Annotated in this window: 17 protein-coding genes and 1 riboswitch; of the genes, 1 reads left to right on the top strand and 16 read right to left on the bottom strand. The window is 61.9% G+C overall.

Annotated elements, in window-relative coordinates; all coding sequences use genetic code 11:
• Window positions 1–28: 28 nt before the first annotated feature.
• Both ABEB22_RS14760 and ABEB22_RS14755 read right to left on the bottom strand, forming a co-directional pair.
• A complete protein-coding gene (locus tag ABEB22_RS14760) occupies window positions 29–979 on the bottom strand; it encodes a 2-hydroxyacid dehydrogenase (protein ID WP_406871190.1) in 951 nt (316 codons plus the stop codon).
• A 55-nt stretch (window positions 980–1,034) separates the two neighbouring features.
• Window positions 1,035–2,399 (bottom strand): MFS transporter, encoded by a 1,365-nt coding sequence (locus ABEB22_RS14755; protein ID WP_349295728.1) that lies wholly within the window; start codon window positions 2,397–2,399, stop codon window positions 1,035–1,037.
• Window positions 2,400–2,617: 218 nt separating this feature from the next.
• Here ABEB22_RS14755 and ABEB22_RS14750 point away from each other — a divergent pair, with 218 nt between their 5' ends.
• Window positions 2,618–3,763, top strand: a complete 1,146-nt coding sequence (locus tag ABEB22_RS14750; protein WP_349295727.1) for a citrate/2-methylcitrate synthase — start codon at window positions 2,618–2,620, stop codon at window positions 3,761–3,763.
• A gap of 15 nt (window positions 3,764–3,778) precedes the next feature.
• On the opposite strand, the gene ABEB22_RS14745 is transcribed toward ABEB22_RS14750, so the two are convergent.
• The 14 genes from ABEB22_RS14745 to ybeY form a co-directional block, all read right to left on the bottom strand.
• On the bottom strand, window positions 3,779–5,092 hold the full coding sequence (locus ABEB22_RS14745) for an aromatic acid/H+ symport family MFS transporter (RefSeq protein ID WP_339115007.1): 1,314 nt from the start codon (window positions 5,090–5,092) through the stop codon (window positions 3,779–3,781).
• 247 nt (window positions 5,093–5,339) lie between these two features.
• Window positions 5,340–5,981 carry a phosphoribosylanthranilate isomerase gene (locus ABEB22_RS14740; protein ID WP_349295726.1) on the bottom strand — a complete coding sequence of 214 codons (642 nt, stop codon included), beginning with the start codon at window positions 5,979–5,981 and terminating at the stop codon, window positions 5,340–5,342.
• 6 nt (window positions 5,982–5,987) lie between these two features.
• On the bottom strand, window positions 5,988–6,350 hold the full coding sequence (locus tag ABEB22_RS14735) for a LapA family protein (RefSeq protein ID WP_339115005.1): 363 nt from the start codon (window positions 6,348–6,350) through the stop codon (window positions 5,988–5,990).
• Window positions 6,347–6,643 carry an integration host factor subunit beta gene (gene ihfB, locus ABEB22_RS14730; RefSeq protein WP_339115004.1) on the bottom strand — a complete coding sequence of 99 codons (297 nt, stop codon included), beginning with the start codon at window positions 6,641–6,643 and terminating at the stop codon, window positions 6,347–6,349. Before ihfB ends, ABEB22_RS14735 begins: the two co-directional genes overlap by 4 nt.
• A 258-nt stretch (window positions 6,644–6,901) precedes the next feature.
• Window positions 6,902–8,563, bottom strand: a complete 1,662-nt coding sequence (gene rpsA / locus ABEB22_RS14725; RefSeq protein WP_406871189.1) for a 30S ribosomal protein S1 — start codon at window positions 8,561–8,563, stop codon at window positions 6,902–6,904.
• 201 nt (window positions 8,564–8,764) lie between these two features.
• A complete protein-coding gene (locus tag ABEB22_RS14720) occupies window positions 8,765–9,316 on the bottom strand; it encodes a glutathione peroxidase (protein WP_349295725.1) in 552 nt (183 codons plus the stop codon).
• 66 nt (window positions 9,317–9,382) lie between these two features.
• Window positions 9,383–9,988, bottom strand: a complete 606-nt coding sequence (locus ABEB22_RS14715) for a hypothetical protein (RefSeq protein ID WP_349295724.1) — start codon at window positions 9,986–9,988, stop codon at window positions 9,383–9,385.
• Window positions 9,989–10,011: 23 nt separating this feature from the next.
• Window positions 10,012–10,605 (bottom strand): d(CMP) kinase, encoded by a 594-nt coding sequence (locus ABEB22_RS14710; RefSeq protein ID WP_349295723.1) that lies wholly within the window; start codon window positions 10,603–10,605, stop codon window positions 10,012–10,014.
• A 3-nt stretch (window positions 10,606–10,608) separates the two neighbouring features.
• Window positions 10,609–11,952, bottom strand: a complete 1,344-nt coding sequence (gene aroA, locus ABEB22_RS14705; RefSeq protein ID WP_349295722.1) for a 3-phosphoshikimate 1-carboxyvinyltransferase — start codon at window positions 11,950–11,952, stop codon at window positions 10,609–10,611.
• Window positions 11,953–12,048: 96 nt separating this feature from the next.
• Window positions 12,049–12,813, bottom strand: coding sequence for a tRNA (guanine(46)-N(7))-methyltransferase TrmB (locus ABEB22_RS14700; RefSeq protein ID WP_349295721.1), 765 nt, complete (start codon window positions 12,811–12,813; stop codon window positions 12,049–12,051).
• Between the two features lie 94 nt (window positions 12,814–12,907).
• Window positions 12,908–14,074, bottom strand: a complete 1,167-nt coding sequence (gene metK, locus ABEB22_RS14695; protein ID WP_339114997.1) for a methionine adenosyltransferase — start codon at window positions 14,072–14,074, stop codon at window positions 12,908–12,910.
• Between the two features lie 8 nt (window positions 14,075–14,082).
• Window positions 14,083–14,132: riboswitch (SAM-SAH riboswitch) on the bottom strand.
• Window positions 14,133–14,144: 12 nt separating this feature from the next.
• Window positions 14,145–15,680 (bottom strand): apolipoprotein N-acyltransferase, encoded by a 1,536-nt coding sequence (lnt, locus tag ABEB22_RS14690; protein ID WP_349295720.1) that lies wholly within the window; start codon window positions 15,678–15,680, stop codon window positions 14,145–14,147.
• Window positions 15,681–15,716: 36 nt separating this feature from the next.
• Window positions 15,717–16,607 carry a hemolysin family protein gene (locus tag ABEB22_RS14685; RefSeq protein ID WP_339114995.1) on the bottom strand — a complete coding sequence of 297 codons (891 nt, stop codon included), beginning with the start codon at window positions 16,605–16,607 and terminating at the stop codon, window positions 15,717–15,719.
• Window positions 16,608–16,642: 35 nt separating this feature from the next.
• Window positions 16,643–17,143 (bottom strand): rRNA maturation RNase YbeY, encoded by a 501-nt coding sequence (gene ybeY / locus ABEB22_RS14680; RefSeq protein ID WP_349295719.1) that lies wholly within the window; start codon window positions 17,141–17,143, stop codon window positions 16,643–16,645.
• Window positions 17,144–17,230: the final 87 nt, after the last annotated feature.

Genomic DNA, 17,230 nt, shown 5'->3' with positions numbered 1-17,230 from the left:
AAATGGACCAGTGCGGCGGGGAAAGGGGTCAGACCTGTGCCAGAGGGCGCGCGGTCCGCGGACTGTTCTGTCCGAAATGTTCGGCCAGGGCATCGACAACATAATCGGCCATCGCCTGACGGGTCTCCTCGGTGCCCGAGCCCAGATGCGGGGTCAGGATCAGGCGCGGATCATCGATAAAGGCCTGCGGCACCTGCGGCTCGTGCTCGAACACATCAAGTGCGGCCCCCGCCAGCCCGTCGCGGGCCATGGCCTCCAGAAGGGCCGCCTCATCGACCACCGGCCCCCGCGCCACATTGACGAGGAACCCGCGCGGCCCCAGCGCCGCGATCTCCGCGGCCCCGAAAGAATGGCGGGTGGCCTCGGTCAGCGGGCAGGTCAGGATCACCAGATCGCAGGCCTCGGCCAGCGACACCGCGCTTGTGTGATAGGTATACTCCACAGGCTTGCGGTTCGGGCCCTGGTAATGGATCCGTGCGCCCATGGCCTCCAGCCTGCGCGCTAGCGCCTTGCCGATCGTGCCGAGCCCGACAATTCCTACATCCATTTGCGAGATCGAACGTCCGAGTTTGTATTGCGGCTGCTCGGGCCATTTTCCTGTCCGCACGAAGCCATCCGCCTGCACCAGATCACGGGTGACCGCCAGCGCCAGCCCGAGCGCGGCATTGGCCACATCTTCGGCCAGAATATGCGAGGTATTCAGGAGTTTGATGCCACGCGCCTTGACGGCCGGCACATCGACATTGTCGAGCCCCGCGCTATAGCTTGCGATGACCTCCAGATCGGGCAGCGCATCGAGAAGCGCCTGATCTACGATGGTCTTACGCAGCGCAAGCCCCCGCACGCCCTTGCCGTTTTGCGCAAGCCATGCCGCAGGATCACTCTCCGGCAGAATGCGCAGATCGAACAGCTCTTCCAGCTCGGCGCCGGTGGTCTGTGGCAGTTTGGCAGCTTTCAACACAACAGGTTTGGTCATCATAATCTCCATGGACGAAGGGGCCCGCAGCATCCCGCAGGCCCTTTTGTAAATGCTCTCAGCCCTGCGCGCCGCTCTCGACACGTTTGATCGGGCCCATCACGAAGGCAAAGAGGATCGCTGCCACAAGGCAATGCGCGGCCACGAAATAGAGCCCCACGGTATAGCCGCCCGTCACCTGCACGGTGTAACCGAAGACGATGGGGGTGATAATGCCTCCCACATTGCCGATGCAGTTGAAGATCGCACCGGCCAGACCCACAGCCTCACGCGGCGCAGTATCCGAGATCACGGCCCATGTGCCCGAGCCTGCGGCCATGCCCTTGCCGAAGAAGGCAAGCCCCATCAGCGCCACGATCATGATGTTGGAGTTGCTGAACGCCGCCAGAACGATAGAACACCCGATCAGCATACCCAGCACATAGGGCGTCTTGCGGCCCCGCGACACGCTCCAGCCATTGCGGATCAGCGCATCCGATACCGAGCCGCCCGTGATGCCGCCGATAAAGCCCGCGATGGCCGGAAGCATGGTGGCAAAGCCCGCCTCCATGATGTTCATGCCCCGCGCCTGCACCAGATAGATCGGGAACCATGTGATGAAGAAATAGCTCAATGCGATGGTGCAATATTGCCCGATATAGGCGCACCAGAGCATGCGGTTGCTCAGCAGCAGCCCGAACATCTTGGCCGAGGCCTTGGGGCGGTTGGTCAGCTCGCGCTGGCTGTCGATATCGACCATCGCGCCGCCCGCTTCCATCAGCTCCAGCTCGGCGGCATTCACGCCCCGATGCTCGCGCGGCGGCTTCATGAATTTGAACCACACGACCGCGGCCAGAAGACCCACCACACCCAGCGTGAAGAAGGGCACAGGCCAGCCGAAGCTCTGCACCAGCCAGCCCGAGATCGGCGAATAGATCGCGACCGCGAAATAGGAGGCCGAGGCAAAGAGCGAGGTGGCAAGCCCCCGCTCCCCGCGCGGAAACCACATCACCGCGACACGGGCATTCGCCGGAAAACTCGGCGCCTCGATCAATCCCAAGGCGAAGCGCAGCACGAAAAGGAGCCCCAGCGCAACCGATAGTTCGGTGGTCACCTCGCCGACCAACCCCACAAGGAAGGTGGCGATGGACCACAGGACCAGTGCTACGCCATAGATCATCTTGGTGCCGAATTTATCCAGCAGCATCCCGCCCGGGATCTGACCGATCACATAGGCCCAGCTGAAGGCCGATAACACATAACCCAGTTGCATCGGGCTGAGACCGAACTCCGCCTTGATGCCCGAGCCCGCGATCGACAGGATTGAGCGGTCGGCATAGGCGGTCGTCGCCAGAAACAGGATCAACCCCAGCATGTAGTAACGGGTATGCGTCGGGCGCGCGGCGTCTACGGCCACGTGCTCCGTAGAGCTCGAATACGTCATTGATGTCCTCCCGTGCGGCCCCGCAATGTGACCGCTCTCCAAACCGGCCGCAGGGTGTAGCGTAAAAGCTACGGGAAGCAGGCATCCTCATACCTGCGTCCCATCCTGCGGACCATCCTCCGAACCGGGCGTCCCCTCCTGCCCGTTCATTGCAGATAAACTGCGCCCTTGCCAAGCATGGGTCAACATTGATTAATATCGTCAATATGAAAAACTGGATGACACAAGAGGAAGCCAGCAACGCGCTGGGGGTCCGGCGGCAGACGCTTTACGCCTATGTCAGCCGCGGCCAGATCACGGTCCGCCCTGACCCTGAGACATCGGGGCGAAACCTTTATAATGGCGAGGATATTTCGGCTCTTCTCAACCGTCGGAGCCGCGGGCGCGGGCGGGCAAGTATCGCCACAAGTACCATGTCATGGGGCGAACCTATCATCTCGACGATGATCTCGACCACCGCGCAGGGCCGATTGTATTACCGTGGGGTCAATGTCGGAACATTGGCCGAGTCGGCGTCTCTGGAGGAGACGGCGCGGCTCCTCTGGGCGATGGACCGGCTGCCCGAATTCCCCGCAATACCCTCATATCCGGGCAATGCCGGTCGTGCGCGGGTTTTTCAGGCATTGGCGGCAGAGGCGGCCCATGCCATCCCCTCGGGCAGTCTTTCGCGCGATGCGCGGCACCGGACCATGGCACGGATCGTCGGGCTGGTGGCCGGAAACTTCGCCGATCTTCCGCAGGGCCCCGCGCCCCTGCACCTGCGGCTGGCTCAGGCATGGAACTGTGCCGACAAGGCCGACCTGATCCGGCGCACGCTGGTTTCGCTTGCCGATCAGGAGCTGACCAGCTCCGCCTTTGCCGCCCGCGTGACCGCCTCGACAGGGGCCTCCTTCGAGGCAGCGGCACTCTCGGGGCTGGCCGCGCTTTCAGGCCCGTTGCATGGGGATATGACATTGCGGGTGAAAGCCGTGCTCGAAGATGCCCTGCATCTGGGGATCGTCCCTGCCGTGAACCGCTGGATGAGCACCGGCGAGCCGCTGCCCGGGTTTGGTCACAAGCTCTATCCCCAAGGCGATCCGCGTGCGCGCGCCCTTCTGGGCTGTTTCCGTCCCAGCCCCGCGATCACCGGCCTGATCGCTCATGTGCGCGAGCGAACCGGTCAGGAGCCCACAATCGATGTGGCGCTCGCAGCACTTGCCGATCATTGCGCGTTGCCCGGTGATGCGCCTTTTGCGCTATTCGCGATTGCGCGGTCACTGGGCTGGCTCGCCCACGCGCTGGAACAGATCGAGACGGGCAGCCTGATCCGGCCGCGGGCGCATTATACAGGCCCCGCCCTGCCGATAGAAAAAGGCGCGCCGTAGCGCGCCTTTGGAAGGTCAGGCCTTATGCGAGGCCACATCGTCCGGTACAGGCTCCGTTTTGGCGACGATGTCGCTGCCCATCACGCGGGTCGAGGCCAGAGCCAGTGCCCCGAGGAAGCCCACCAGCGCAAAAGCATAGAAGCCCCACGGGTAACCGATCCCCATCGAAACCAGCATCCCGCCCGCCAGCGGTCCGAGGATCGCGCCGATCCGGCCTACACCTGCAGACATACCGATCGCCGTGGCCCGGATGCCCGGCGGGTGATTGGCGGCGGTGAAGGCATAAACCAGCACCTGCGCCGAAAACACGAAACAGCCGGTAACAAAGACAACCGGATAAAGCAGCACACCCGGCATCTTGACCGACAGCAGTGCCAGAAGCACCGCGCCACAGATGAACCATGTGAAGGCCGCGGTTTTCAGGCCAATCCGGTCGCCTACCTGCCCGGCCAGCAACAGCCCGCACACGGCGCCGGCATTCAGCAGCAGCAGCAGCCACAGGCCACCCGTCAGGCTGTAGCCCGCCGAGACCATCAGCTTGGGCAACCATGTATTCAGGCCGTAGACAAGGATCAGCCCCATGAAGGACGTGACCCAGATCGCAATGGAATTGCGCAGGAAGGGCGCGCGGAAAAGCGTGCCGATGGACGCCTTCTCGACCGGCGCCTCTGCTTTGGGAGCCGCAAGCGTCAGCCCATAGCGATCGGCAATCTCGCGCGCCTCGGTCATGCGGCCCTGCGACATCAGATAGGCCGGAGATTCGGGGAGGTTTTTCCACATCAGCGGCAGCAGGATAAGCCCCGGAACGGCGCCCAGCACGAACATCGCATGCCAGCTGAGATAGGGCAGGATCACCAGACCCAGAAGCGCGGTGGAGACCGCGCCCACATGATAGCCGGTCATCACGGTCGTAGAGGCCTTGCCCGCCCGGCCGCGCGAGAATTCGGTGACCATGGCGATGGCAGTGGGCAAACACCCGCCAAGCCCGACCCCCGCGAGAAAGCGGAAGAGCCCCATCTGCCAGTAGCTCCCCGAAACCGCGCAAAGCAGCGTCATCACCGAGAAGCTGCCGACCGCCCAGAGCATCGCCTTGCGCCGACCCAGCGTGTCGGTGACCACCCCGATCAGGAGCGCGCCGATGGTCATGCCGACGAGGCTGATGGTCGAGACGAACGTGGCCTGCTCCGTTGTCATCCACGGGGTCTCGCCGCCCGTCAATGTGGGGATCAACGCCCCCAGTACCACAAGATCGAACCCGTCGAGAATGACGGCGATCCAGCACAGAATGGCCACAGTGCGGATGGATGTTCCCGCAACCTTGTTTGACATGATGTCCTCCCTTATCCCCGCCTTTGGCCGAAGCCAAAGCCGGACAGGACCCTTGCCACCTCACAAGAGCCTGAAATACATGAAATAAGCCCCATGAGGGCAATCTGTTCGAAGCTATGGATGTGATCGACGCGGCAGGCCGCATGGGCCGTTCCTGCGTCGGAGCCTCCCTCTCCTCGGAATGGAGTGTTTCAGAGAAACGGGGAAAAGAAAAATAGTAAACCAGCTTATATCTATAGCTGCAGGGTTATGAATGAGCCGCCGCAGCGACGAAAGCCCGCACGAGGGCATCGTCTTTCTGTCCCGGGGCGGCCTCCACACCCGAGGACACATCCACCTGAGTGGCACCGGTTTTCTCGATGGCCAGCGCGACGTTCTCGGGGGTCAGACCACCCGCAAGCATCCACGGCTTGGACCATTTCCGATCCGCAATCAGCGTCCAGTCGAAGGAAAGCCCATTTCCACCCGGAAGATCGGCACCTTTAGGCGCCTTGGCATCCACGAGGATCTGGTCGGCGACGGCCTCAAAGGCGGCGAGCTGGTCCAGATCAGCAGCGTCGGCCACACCCACGGCCTTCATGACCGGCAGGCCATAGCGCGCGCGGATCTCGGCCACGCGCGCGGGGCTTTCCTTACCGTGGAGCTGGAGCATATCGAGAGGCACTTCGGCCAGAATGGCGTCCAGCTCGTCATTGGTGGCATTCACCACCAACCCGACCTTCGCCACACCCGGCTTGAGAGTAAGCGCCAGATCGCGCGCCTGCGCGATGGAAACGTTGCGGGGCGATTTGGCAAAGAACACGAAACCCGCATAGGCCGCGCCGCTCTCGGCAACGGCCTGCACATGCGCGGGCCGGGTCAGCCCGCAAATTTTAACGCGCGCGGTCATAAGTTCTCAGCGCGACGCGGGAGCGCGTTCCAGAACGGCCAGGACATCATCCTGCGGACCTTCATGGCGGGTCTTCAGATGCCCCAGTTCGCGTTCAAGAGCCTTGGCCTTGCGCGCCTGCTGTGCACCGCGTGCACGGATGCGGTATTCGCGCGTCCATTCCCAGATGAAGCCGATCAGGAGACCCAGCAGAACGAAGGCGATGAGCGCCACAAAGAGCGGCACCTGAATCGACCAGTCAAAACCCAACAGCCCCGCCGTCTCTTGCGGCAACAGTCGCAACGTCACCATCTGGGTGTTCGACAGCGCCAGCACGATCAACACGATCGCGATAATGGCAAGGACGGCATAGCGTAGGGCTCGGATCATTCTTCGGTTCCTTCCAGACCGTTCAACCGGTCGCGTAACAACTTACCGGTTTTGAAGAACGGAACATGTTTCTCGTCCACATCAACGGAATCCCCCGTGCGCGGGTTCCGTCCGGTTCGCGCATCGCGCTTCTTGACGGAGAACGCGCCGAAACCACGTAGCTCGACCCGATCACCGCGGGCCATGGCTTCGATGATTTCCTCGAAGATCGTATTCACGATCTTCTCCACGTCACGCTGGAACAAATGCGGATTTTCTTCGGCAATCTTTGCGATCAGCTCGGACCGGATCATAGGTGAATTCCCCCCTGCGAGAATTGGCGGTGCTGAACCGACTATAGGCAGAAATTCCGGCATGACAAACAGCAAAGCACTGTAATAACTACCGGATTACGATTGACGGGGGGACTTACGCGAAAAATCACCTCTCTCCATACCGTCAAATGCCTCTTCATTGTGCAAAATCACGTTTTATTAAGCCTGCTCAATAGAAAACCCCGCCCGGAGAAACCGGACGGGGCTGATGTTTTCAAAGCGCCTGAGGCGTGACGATTACTCGTCGCCCTTCAGAGCTGCGCTGAGGATGTCGCCCAGCGATGCGCCCGAATCGGACGAACCGTATTGTTCGACAGCTTCTTTTTCTTCTGCGATCTCGCGGGCTTTGATCGAGACGCCCAGACGGCGCGACTTCGAGTCCACATTGGTCACACGCACATCGACGTGGTCACCAACTTGGAAACGCTCGGGGCGCTGGTCTGCGCGGTCGCGTGCGAGGTCCGAACGGCGGATGAAGGACTTCATGCCGTTGTATTCGCACTCGATGCCGCCATCTTCGATCGCGGTGACGGTCACGGTGATGACCGAGCCACGCTTCACGCCGTCAACGGCGTCGGAGAAGGTGTCTGCGTCCAGAGCTTTGATCGAGAGCGAGATACGCTCTTTCTCGATGTCCACTTCGGTGACAACGGCCGAAACCATGTCGCCTTTGCGGTAGTTCTGGATCGCGTCTTCGCCGCGCTGTTCCCAGCTGAGGTCGGAGAGGTGAACCATGCCGTCGATGTCGTTGTCGAGGCCGATGAACAGACCGAATTCGGTGATGTTCTTGACTTCGCCTTCGATCTGGGTGCCGACCGGATGGGTCTCAGCGAAGACTTCCCACGGGTTACGCATGGTTTGCTTGAGGCCAAGCGAAACGCGGCGCTTCTGGGTGTCGATTTCCAGAACCATGACGTCGACTTCCTGGCTCGTCGAAACGATTTTGCCGGGGTGGACGTTTTTCTTGGTCCAGGACATCTCGGAGACGTGGACCAGACCTTCGACGCCTGCTTCCAGCTCGACGAATGCACCGTAATCGGTGATGTTGGTCACGCGGCCAGCATGGACCGAACCCAGCGGGAACTTCGACTCGACCGAATCCCACGGATCGGCTTGAAGCTGCTTCATGCCGAGCGAGATGCGGTGGGTGTCTTTGTTGATCTTGACGACTTGGACCTTAACGGTCTCGCCAATCGTCAGGATCTCCGACGGGTGGTTCACACGGCGCCATGCCATGTCGGTGACGTGCAGCAGGCCGTCAACGCCGCCCAGATCAACGAACGCACCGTATTCGGTGATGTTCTTGACCACGCCTTCGACAACCTGACCTTCGGTGAGGTTCGCGATGACTTCGGCACGCTGTTCAGCACGCGATTCTTCGAGGATCGCACGGCGCGACACAACGATGTTGCCACGACGACGGTCCATTTTCAGGATTTGGAAGGGCTGCTTCAGGCCCATCAGCGGGCCGGCATCGCGCACGGGGCGCACATCGACCTGAGAGCCCGGAAGGAACGCAACTGCGCCGCCCAGATCCACGGTGAAACCGCCTTTGACGCGACCGAAGATAGCGCCTTCGACGCGCTCTTCTTTTGCGTAGGCTGCTTCGAGACGATCCCAAGCTGCTTCGCGGCGAGCCTTGTCGCGCGAGATAACAGCTTCACCACGCGCGTTTTCAACGCGATCGAGGAAGACTTCGACTTCGTCGCCGACTTCGATCTGCGGAGCTTCGCCCGGGTTTGCGAATTCTTTAAGATCAACGCGGCCTTCCATTTTGTAGCCGACGTCGATGATGGCTTGGCCCGCTTCGATTGCGATGACCTTACCTTTAACAACCGAACCTTCGTTCGGGGTGTCGATTTCGAGGCTTTCGTTAAGAAGCGCTTCGAATTCGTCCATGGATGCGTTTTGCGACATGCGTTTAGAGTTTCCTTTACATCTACTATTCAGGCCTGGTGGTTGGCTCCACCGGTCTTGTCGTTGGATAGTCAAAAAGGGGCGCGATAGACTCGCCCCCCATCTCGGACGCGCTCATATAAGCGCATTTTCCCTATTAGACAAGCCTGAATACGCCCGCGCAGCGCCCGGAGGCCTTCCCGCTCAGCCGCGCAACGCCCGTTCGATATCGTGGCGCATAGTATCCGACATTGGCGCATCGGATGACCGGTAGGTATGCAGCACCGCGCCACCGCGGCCCAGAAGCACCTTGTTGAAATTCCAGTCCGGCTCGAAATCATAGCTATCACGGAGCCATGCGTAAAACGGATGCGCGCGCTCGCCGGTCACATCGGTGATCTCGGCCATCGGCATATCCTCGATCCCGAACGCCATCACGCAATAACGCCTCACCTCGGCGTTGGTGGGAAGTTCCTGCCGGAAATTATCCGAAGGGACCGCCAGAACGATCAATCCCTCGTCATAATAGCGGTCAAGCAGGTCCTGCATTTCCTCGAACTGTCCCGCATAGCCGCAAAGCGAGGCCGTGTTGACCACCAGCACGACCTTGTCGGACCAGTCCGCCAGCCGGAACCGCTCGCCCTCGATCCCGTCGAAGGTCACATCCGGCATGGAGCTGCGGCTACTGGCCAGCACTGTCGTGACAAGCCCGACCATGATCATAAGGGCAATCACACCGGAAACAAACTTGCGCATCTAACGATCTCCTTCGACGGTTAACGCAAAAGCTCACGTTTGGTTCACTCTAATGTGATAATATTTTCACTCGCAGATATGTTTGTAACTCTTCAATTTCGGCCATGGGCCGTCATCGGCGGCATTCCGCCTATTTAGGTTGTGATTTATACCCGCCGATCCCCCTGAGGTTGCGCCTGCCCCCGCGAATGGCGGGCGCGGCGCATAGGGCCTGGTTTGCAGCACATAGCTCTGGCAGATCGCCACCGAACGGCTGGTCTCGGGATTGGCCAGATCGACGATCCAGCCTTCCTTTCGGGCATAGCCCTCGACGCTGAATTCCAGCGCGCCGGACAGGTCAGTCTCCGTCGTCTCCTTGCCGAAGAGCTTGTCCTCGCCCTGCCAGTCCTGCCCGCTAAACGCCCGGATATGGTAGGATCCGGGGGGCACCAGAACGCGGAAGGGCTGGCCTGCGCGGGCATAGGCGGTCAGGACCGGATGATCGCCCCCCTCTGCCCAGAGTTCCAGATAGGCATCGCGATCGGCCGCCGTCTTGACGATCAGCGGAAAGGTGCGGGGCAGCGTGCTGTGATACTGCACCAACCCTTCGGGGCGCTGCAGATCCGCGGCCCATGAAGGGCTCACCATCAGTAAGAAAAGAAGGAATGCACGCATGACACAAGGATGGGCCATGACAGCCCATCCGGCAAGGGGGCTCAGCCGCGCTTTGCCGCGATCAGGTCAATGGCCTGCGCGACCGCCTCGTCGATGCTCAGCTCGGACGTGTCCAGAAGATGCGCGTCAGGGGCCGGGCGCAAAGGCGCATCGGCGCGGTTCATGTCGCGCTCGTCGCGCTCGCGGACCTCGGCCAACACCTGCGCCTCGTCCCCGCCCACTTCCAGCCAGCGGCGATGGGCGCGCACCTCGGCTGACGCCGTCACGAACAGCTTCACCTCGGCCTGCGGACAGATCACCGTGCCGATATCGCGCCCATCGAGCACCGCCCCTTCGGGGGCCAGTGCGAAGCGGCGCTGGAAATCGACCAGAGCCACCCGCACGCTCGGCAGAGCCGCTACGCGCGAGGCCGCCTGCCCTGCGCCCAGCGTGCGCAGGTCGGGGCGCAACAGGTCCTCGGGCACCAGCTCCTCGGCGGCGCGGAACGGGTCCTGCCCCTCCGCGACCTTAGCGCCCACGGCACGATAGAGAAGTCCGGTATCCAGATGGGCAAAGCCGAAATGTTTGGACACGGCCTTGGACAACGTGCCTTTGCCGGCGGCGGCGGGGCCATCAATGGCAACGGTAAAGCTCATCTGTCAGTCCCGCGTGATCTTGGCGCCAAGGCCGTTGAGCAGAGGCTCGAAGATCGGGAAAGAGGTCGCAATAGGCGAGCCGTCATCGACCGAGACCGGCTTTTGCGCCGCAAGCCCCATGATCATGAAGCTCATCGCGATCCGGTGGTCGAGATGGGTCGCAGCCACACCGCCCCCCGGCACGCCGTCCTGCCCCATGCCATGCACGATCAGCGTATCTTCATCTTCCTCGATGCTCACGCCATTGGCCTCGAGCCCGCGCGCCATCGCATCGATCCGGTCGCTTTCCTTCACGCGCAGCTCATGCACACCCTTCATCACCGTGGTGCCGGTGGCAAAGGCCGCCACCACCGAGAGCACGGGATATTCGTCGATCATCGAGGCCGCGCGCTCTTCGGGCACCTCGATGCCATGCAGCGCCGAATGGCGCACACGCAGATCGGCCACCGGCTCGCCACCCTCCTCGCGCTCGTTGAGGAACTCGATATCGCCGCCCATCTCCTTGAGCGTGGTGAACAGCCCGTTGCGAGTCGGGTTCTGGCTGACGCCCGGCACCATGATATCGGAGCCCGGCACGATGAGCGCCGCACAGACCGGAAACGCTGCCGAGGACGGATCGCGCGGCACGGCCACGGTCTGCGCCACAAGCTCTGGGCGGCCCTGCAGGGTGATCTTGTGGCCTTCGGGCGTATCCTCGACGGTCACGTCCGCGCCAAAGCCGCGCAGCATGCGCTCGGTATGATCGCGGGTTGCGACCTTCTCGATCACCACGGTCTGGCCGGGCGCATTGAGCCCTGCCAAGAGCACCGCCGATTTCACCTGCGCCGAGGCCATCGGCGTTGTGTAGGTCACAGGGGCCGGATCGGCCGCGCCCACCACCGTCATCGGCAGACGCCCGCCCTGACGGCCATAGGATTGCGCGCCAAACAGCGCGATCGGGTCGGTCACACGGCCCATCGGACGTTTGCGCAAGCTTCCATCGCCCGTGAAGGTCGCCGTGATGTCCGAAGTCGCCATACACCCCATGATGAGGCGCACACCAGTGCCCGAGTTACCGCAATCAATCACTTGCTCGGGCTCGGCAAAACCGCCAACCCCCACGCCCTGCACCGACCATTCACCGGCCCCATGCTGGGTCACGGTCGCGCCGAATGCGCGCATCGCCTTGGCGGTATCCAGAACGTCCTCGCCTTCCAGAAGACCTGTGATCTTCGTCTCGCCGACCGAAAGCGCGCCAAGGATCAGCGCGCGATGGCTGATCGACTTGTCGCCGGGCACCTCGGCCACACCAGAAAGCGGCCCGCATTTCTGCGAGCTCATACGGATCGGATCACCATGGCCGGACATACGGACCTCCCTTATTCTGTCGCCCCTCTGCTAGCGCATGACAGGGCGGCAGGCAACGGGTTTGGCCCCAATGTCCGCAGGCTTATTCGGCGGGCCCTAGGCGGCAGGTTTGCGATAGGTCAGGTAATGCGGCTTGCGGCCCTCGCGCAGCGCCTTCTGCTCGTAGCGCGTCGAGAGCCAGTCCTCCCAGGGCGTATCCCAATCGCCCGAGACTTCCTGCGGATCGTCATAATCGAAGGCCGCAGGCACCTCGAACTCGGCCACGAAGCCCGCTTTCGGGACTTCCTGCACCGCCTGACGGACATAATCGCAGATATCAGTGGCGATACGGAACTCGGAGCCCGGCTTCAGCGCGCGGAAGAGCGGCACCAGATGCTCCTGCGTGACAAAGCGGCGGCGGTGATGGCGGGTCTTGGGCCACGGATCGGGATAGTTGAGGAAGGCTTTCGACAGGCTCGCCTCGGGCAGGATATCCATCAGATCGCGCGCATCGCCCGGATGGACGGCCACGTTTTGCGAGCCCAGGCGGCGGATCTTGCCCAGGAGCATCGCCACGCCGTTGATATAGGGCTCGCAGCCGATGATCTCGACCTGCGGGTAGCGCTCGGCCATATGGATCATATGCTCGCCACCGCCAAAGCCCACCTCGAGCCAGACCGGCTTGCCCTTGAAACGGGCTGCCATATCGATTGGCGTGCGGTCGGGATTGCTGTCCCAATCCACGGCGCCCGGCGACAGCGCGTCGAGATCCTCGTCCAGATAATCCTTCTGGGCCTTGTTCAGCGTGGGACCGTGGCGGCGACCATAAAAGTTGCGCCAGCCGCGTTCGGGGTGATCCGGGGTTTTAATATCATCGCTCATGGGCGTGGCGAATAGCGCCACTTTGCCCGAGCGGTCAAGATGGAATGAGAAAGGGGGCGCAAGCGCCCCCTCTCCGGTTGTCTGCCTGCTCCGATCAAACGGCTTTTTTCAGCGCGTCGACAAGGTCGGTCTTCTCCCAGGAGAAGCCGCCATCGGCCTCCGGCGCACGGCCGAAATGGCCATAGGCGGAGGTGCGGGCATAGATCGGCTTGCACAGATCCAGATGGGTGCGGATGCCCAGAGGCGTCAGATCCATACATTGTGCAACCGCGCGCTCGATGGCCTCGTCATCAACCTGACCGGTGCCGAAAGTATCGACATAGACCGAAAGCGGCTTGGCCACACCGATCGCATAGCTGAGCTGGATCGTGCATTTCCGCGCAAGCCCCGCAGCCACCACGTTTTTCGCCAGATAGCGCGCGGCATAGGCGGCCGAACGGTCCACCTTGGTCGGATCTTTCCCCGAGAAGGCACCGCCGCCATGGGGTGCGGCACCGCCATAGGTATCGACGATGATCTTGCGGCCCGTCAGACCCGCATCCCCGTCGGGACCGCCGATCACGAAGGTGCCGGTCGGGTTGACCCACCATTCGGTCTCGGGCGTGATCCAGCCCGAGGGCAGGACTTCGCGGATATAGGGCTCGACGATGGCGCGGATGTCATCCGAGGTCTGGCTCTCGCTCTCGTGCTGGGTCGAGAGCACGATCGATGTCACGCCCACCGGCTTGCCATTCTCATAGCGCACCGAAAGCTGCGATTTGGCATCGGGACGCAGGGTGGGCTCGGCGCCCGATTTGCGCGCCTCGGCCAGACGGCGCAGGATCGCGTGGCTGTAATGGATCGGCGCGGGCATCAGCTCGGGGGTCTCGTCGACCGCATGGCCGAACATGATCCCCTGATCGCCGGCCCCGTCCTTATCCACGCCCTGCGCGATATGCGCCGATTGCGGATGCAGGAAATTGGCGACTTTCAGAGTGGCCCAGTGGAACTCGTCCTGTTCATAGCCGATGTCTTTCACGCAATCGCGCACGAGACCATCGACCTTTTCCATATAGAGCGCCAGTTTGGCTTTGTCGGTCAGACCGACCTCGCCGCCAACCACGATCTGGTTGGTGGTTGCGAAGGTTTCGCAGGCGACCCGGGCGTTTTTCTCTTCGGAAAGGAAAGCGTCGAGGATGGCATCGGAAATGCGATCGCAGACTTTATCCGGGTGGCCTTCGGAGACCGACTCGGACGTGAAAATATAGTTCTTACGTGTCATGAAAGACGTGCTCCGTTGGTTATATCCCCGTCACGCCAGGAAGCCGTTGTGACGGTTCGATACTTGTTGCCTAGACCTCCACACGAGGCCGGTCAACGGTATTTAGGGCAAAAAGGCTTAAGACCAGTAAAGATATGAGCATAGCTGCTATGACGGGCCAGTCTCCGGTCCGGGCATAAAGGGTTTCCGGCAGGGCCTGCGGCACCGGAAGATCCAGATGGCCTTGCGTGTTCATCCCGATCCTTGCCACCAAACGGCCGTATGGGTCGATTATCCCCGAAATGCCGGTATTGGCGGCGCGGGCCAGTGGCAGGCCGAATTCGATGGCGCGCATCTGCGACAGGCTCAGGTGCTGGCGCGGGCCGGAGAGCTGGCCGAACCAAGCGTCATTGGTCACTTGCATGATCCAGTCGGGGCGCGAGGGCGCGCGGCGGATATCTTGCGGGAAGACCGCCTCGTAGCAGATCAGCGGCTGGACCTTGCCTGCCGTCCCCAGATCGAGCACCGTCTCGGCCTTGCCTGCCGAGTAGCCATTGCCTTGCTGTGCGGCAAAGGCGCCGATCCCAATCTTGCCCAAAGCGTCTCCGAAGGGGATATATTCCCCGAAAGGCACCAGATGGACCTTGTCATAAAGCGCCGTGACCTGCGCGTTTTTATCGAGCACTGCCAGAGAGTTGTAATAGCGATCGCCCTCGCTGCGCTGGATGCCCAGAGCAATCGGCACGCCCTGCCCCGATTGCGCGATCACATTGAGCCCATCGCCCGCCCAGTTGAGCAGGAAAGGCACCGAGGTTTCGGGCCAGATAATGAGATCGAGCGGCGTTTTGACGGGGGCGGAGGACTGGTCCAGCAGGCGTTTGAAGAACATATCGCGATATTGCGGCAGCCATTTCAGCTTCTGCTCGGCATTGGGCTGGACGATGCGGATCTCGACAGGTTTGGCCGGATAGGCCACGGGCGCGGCCAGACGCGTCTGCCCCCAAAGCCAGACCCCCGCGCCCCCTGCCCACAGGACCACCCCCGCCACAAGGGCGCGTTTGCCGGTAAAGGCCAGAGTGACCGCCAGAAGCAGGGTCAGACAGCTGAGCCCGAGCTGGCCGGTGACCGAGGCCAGCTGCGCCACCGGTGTACCGATCCAGATATGACCGAAAAGCACCCAGGGGAAACCGGTAAAGGCATAGCTGCGGATGGCATCGGTCAGAACGAGCCCCAGCGCGATACCGAGCGCACGCGTTACAGGCCCGCGCCCCAGACGCGCGCCAAGCCCCGCCCCCGCGGCCCAGAACGCGCCAAAGCCCGCGCCCATCAGCAGGAGCGCAAAAGGCGCCATCCAGCCGTAGATCTCGGGTTCGACAAAGAACGGCTCGGTGATCCAGTACATCGACACAAAGGTATGCCCCATACCCGCCATGAAGGAGCACCATGAGATATGGGCGGGACGCAGAGCCGAAGTGAAGCGGATGAAGAGCCCCAGCGCGAGGATCGCCACGGGCCAGAGGCTCACTGGCACCTGTCCCAGACCGATTGCGCCCCCCGCCAGAAGCGAGAGGCCCAAAACTTTCCAGACCGGTCGGGTCGGAGATTTCAAGAAACCGGGAATACGCAAGAAATCCTGACCTTACCTGACGCTCTTAACGTAGTCTTACTCTGCCGGAGCGACCCCGGGCAAGCGTACTCGCAGACGTTTGATCCGCCGAGGATCGGCATCGAGCACCTCGAATTCGATCCCGTTCTCGGCCACGATCACCTCGCCGCGCGCGGGGACACGTCCGATCTGCATAAAGACCACCCCCCCCACAGAGTCGATCTCGTGTTCCTCTTCGGGATCTGCGAGCATGTGCCCGATCTCGGCTTCGAAATCGCTCAGCGGTGCACGGGCCAGCACGACCCACTGGCCGGGCTTTTCCTGCCGCCAAAGACCACCCTCGACCTCGTCATGCTCGTCCTCGATCTCGCCGATGACCTGCTCGATGAGGTCTTCCAACGTCAGAAGACCATCGACCCCGCCATATTCATCAATGACGAGAGCCATGTGGATGCGCTGCACCTGCATCTTCTGCAAGAGCACGCCGATCGGCATCGATGGCGGCACATAAAGCAGCGGACGCATGAGATCCTGCATCACGAGCTGGTCCGGCTTGTGGTCGTTGAACCCGTATTGTAGCGCAAGATCCTTGAGGTGGATCAGGCCGAGCGGCTGATCCAGAGTCTCGTGGAAAACCGGCAAACGGGAATATCCGTGTTCACGGAAGACATCGACCAGTTCAGCGGGCGAGATATCGTCCGGAACCGCCACGATTTCCACCTTCGGAATGGAAATCTCGCCCACTCGCATGCGGCGGAGATTGCCCAAGCCCGGTGGGGCGTTCGGCGAGCTCGGCTCGGGGTCTTCGTTGGCCGGGTCTTCCACCCCGCCATTGGTCCCGAATAAGCGTCCAAGAAATCCCCGCGATCGGGGTTCGGAATTGTCTCCCGCTTCCTCTTCGGAAGCCGGGCTCTCGGCGGAGAGAGCTCCGTCAGCAGCCTGTCCCATTTGTCCTTTCCAGCGTTACACCGCGCAAGGCGGCCTCAATAGTCATATGGGTTCGCGATACCCTGCTTTTCAAGGATGCGGATTTCCAACGCCTCCATCAAGCCTGCATCGCCGTCCCTCACGTGATCGTAGCCCAAAAGATGCAAGATCCCGTGAATAATTAAATGGAGAATATGATCCTTGGCGGATTTTTGCTGTTCTGTGGCCTCGCGGATGCAGGTTTCGTAGGCAAGGGCCAGATCGCCAAGCGTGATCGCCCCGAACATATCGGGCTCGGGCAGCGCGGGCACCTCGCCATCTTCCTCCGCGCCACGCTCCTCGGCAGGCCAGCTGAGCACGTTGGTGGCCTTGTCCTTCTCGCGGAATTCGGCGTTCAGTTCCCGGATCCGCGCATCATCACAGCCCAACACCGACAGCTCGCACAGATCGGCCTCCAGTCCCAATGCCTCGCAGACCAGCGCCCCTGCCGTCTCGCACAGCGCCTCAAGCTCCAGGTCCGCCCAGCGGGAATCGTCAATATCAATATCGATCTGCATGTTCGATCGCTACAATGCGGCCTGCCCAGCGGCAAGGGATTTCGGCAGTGACCGCAGTTCCGGCCGATATGGCGGGCGCCAGACAGC

Origin of the sequence: Thioclava sp. 'Guangxiensis', from assembly GCF_045348365.1 — a bacterium.
GTDB classification, from domain to species: domain Bacteria; phylum Pseudomonadota; class Alphaproteobacteria; order Rhodobacterales; family Rhodobacteraceae; genus Thioclava; species Thioclava kandeliae.
The sequence above is the reverse complement of the archived record's forward strand: the minus strand, read 5'-3'. Positions and strand labels throughout refer to the sequence as shown.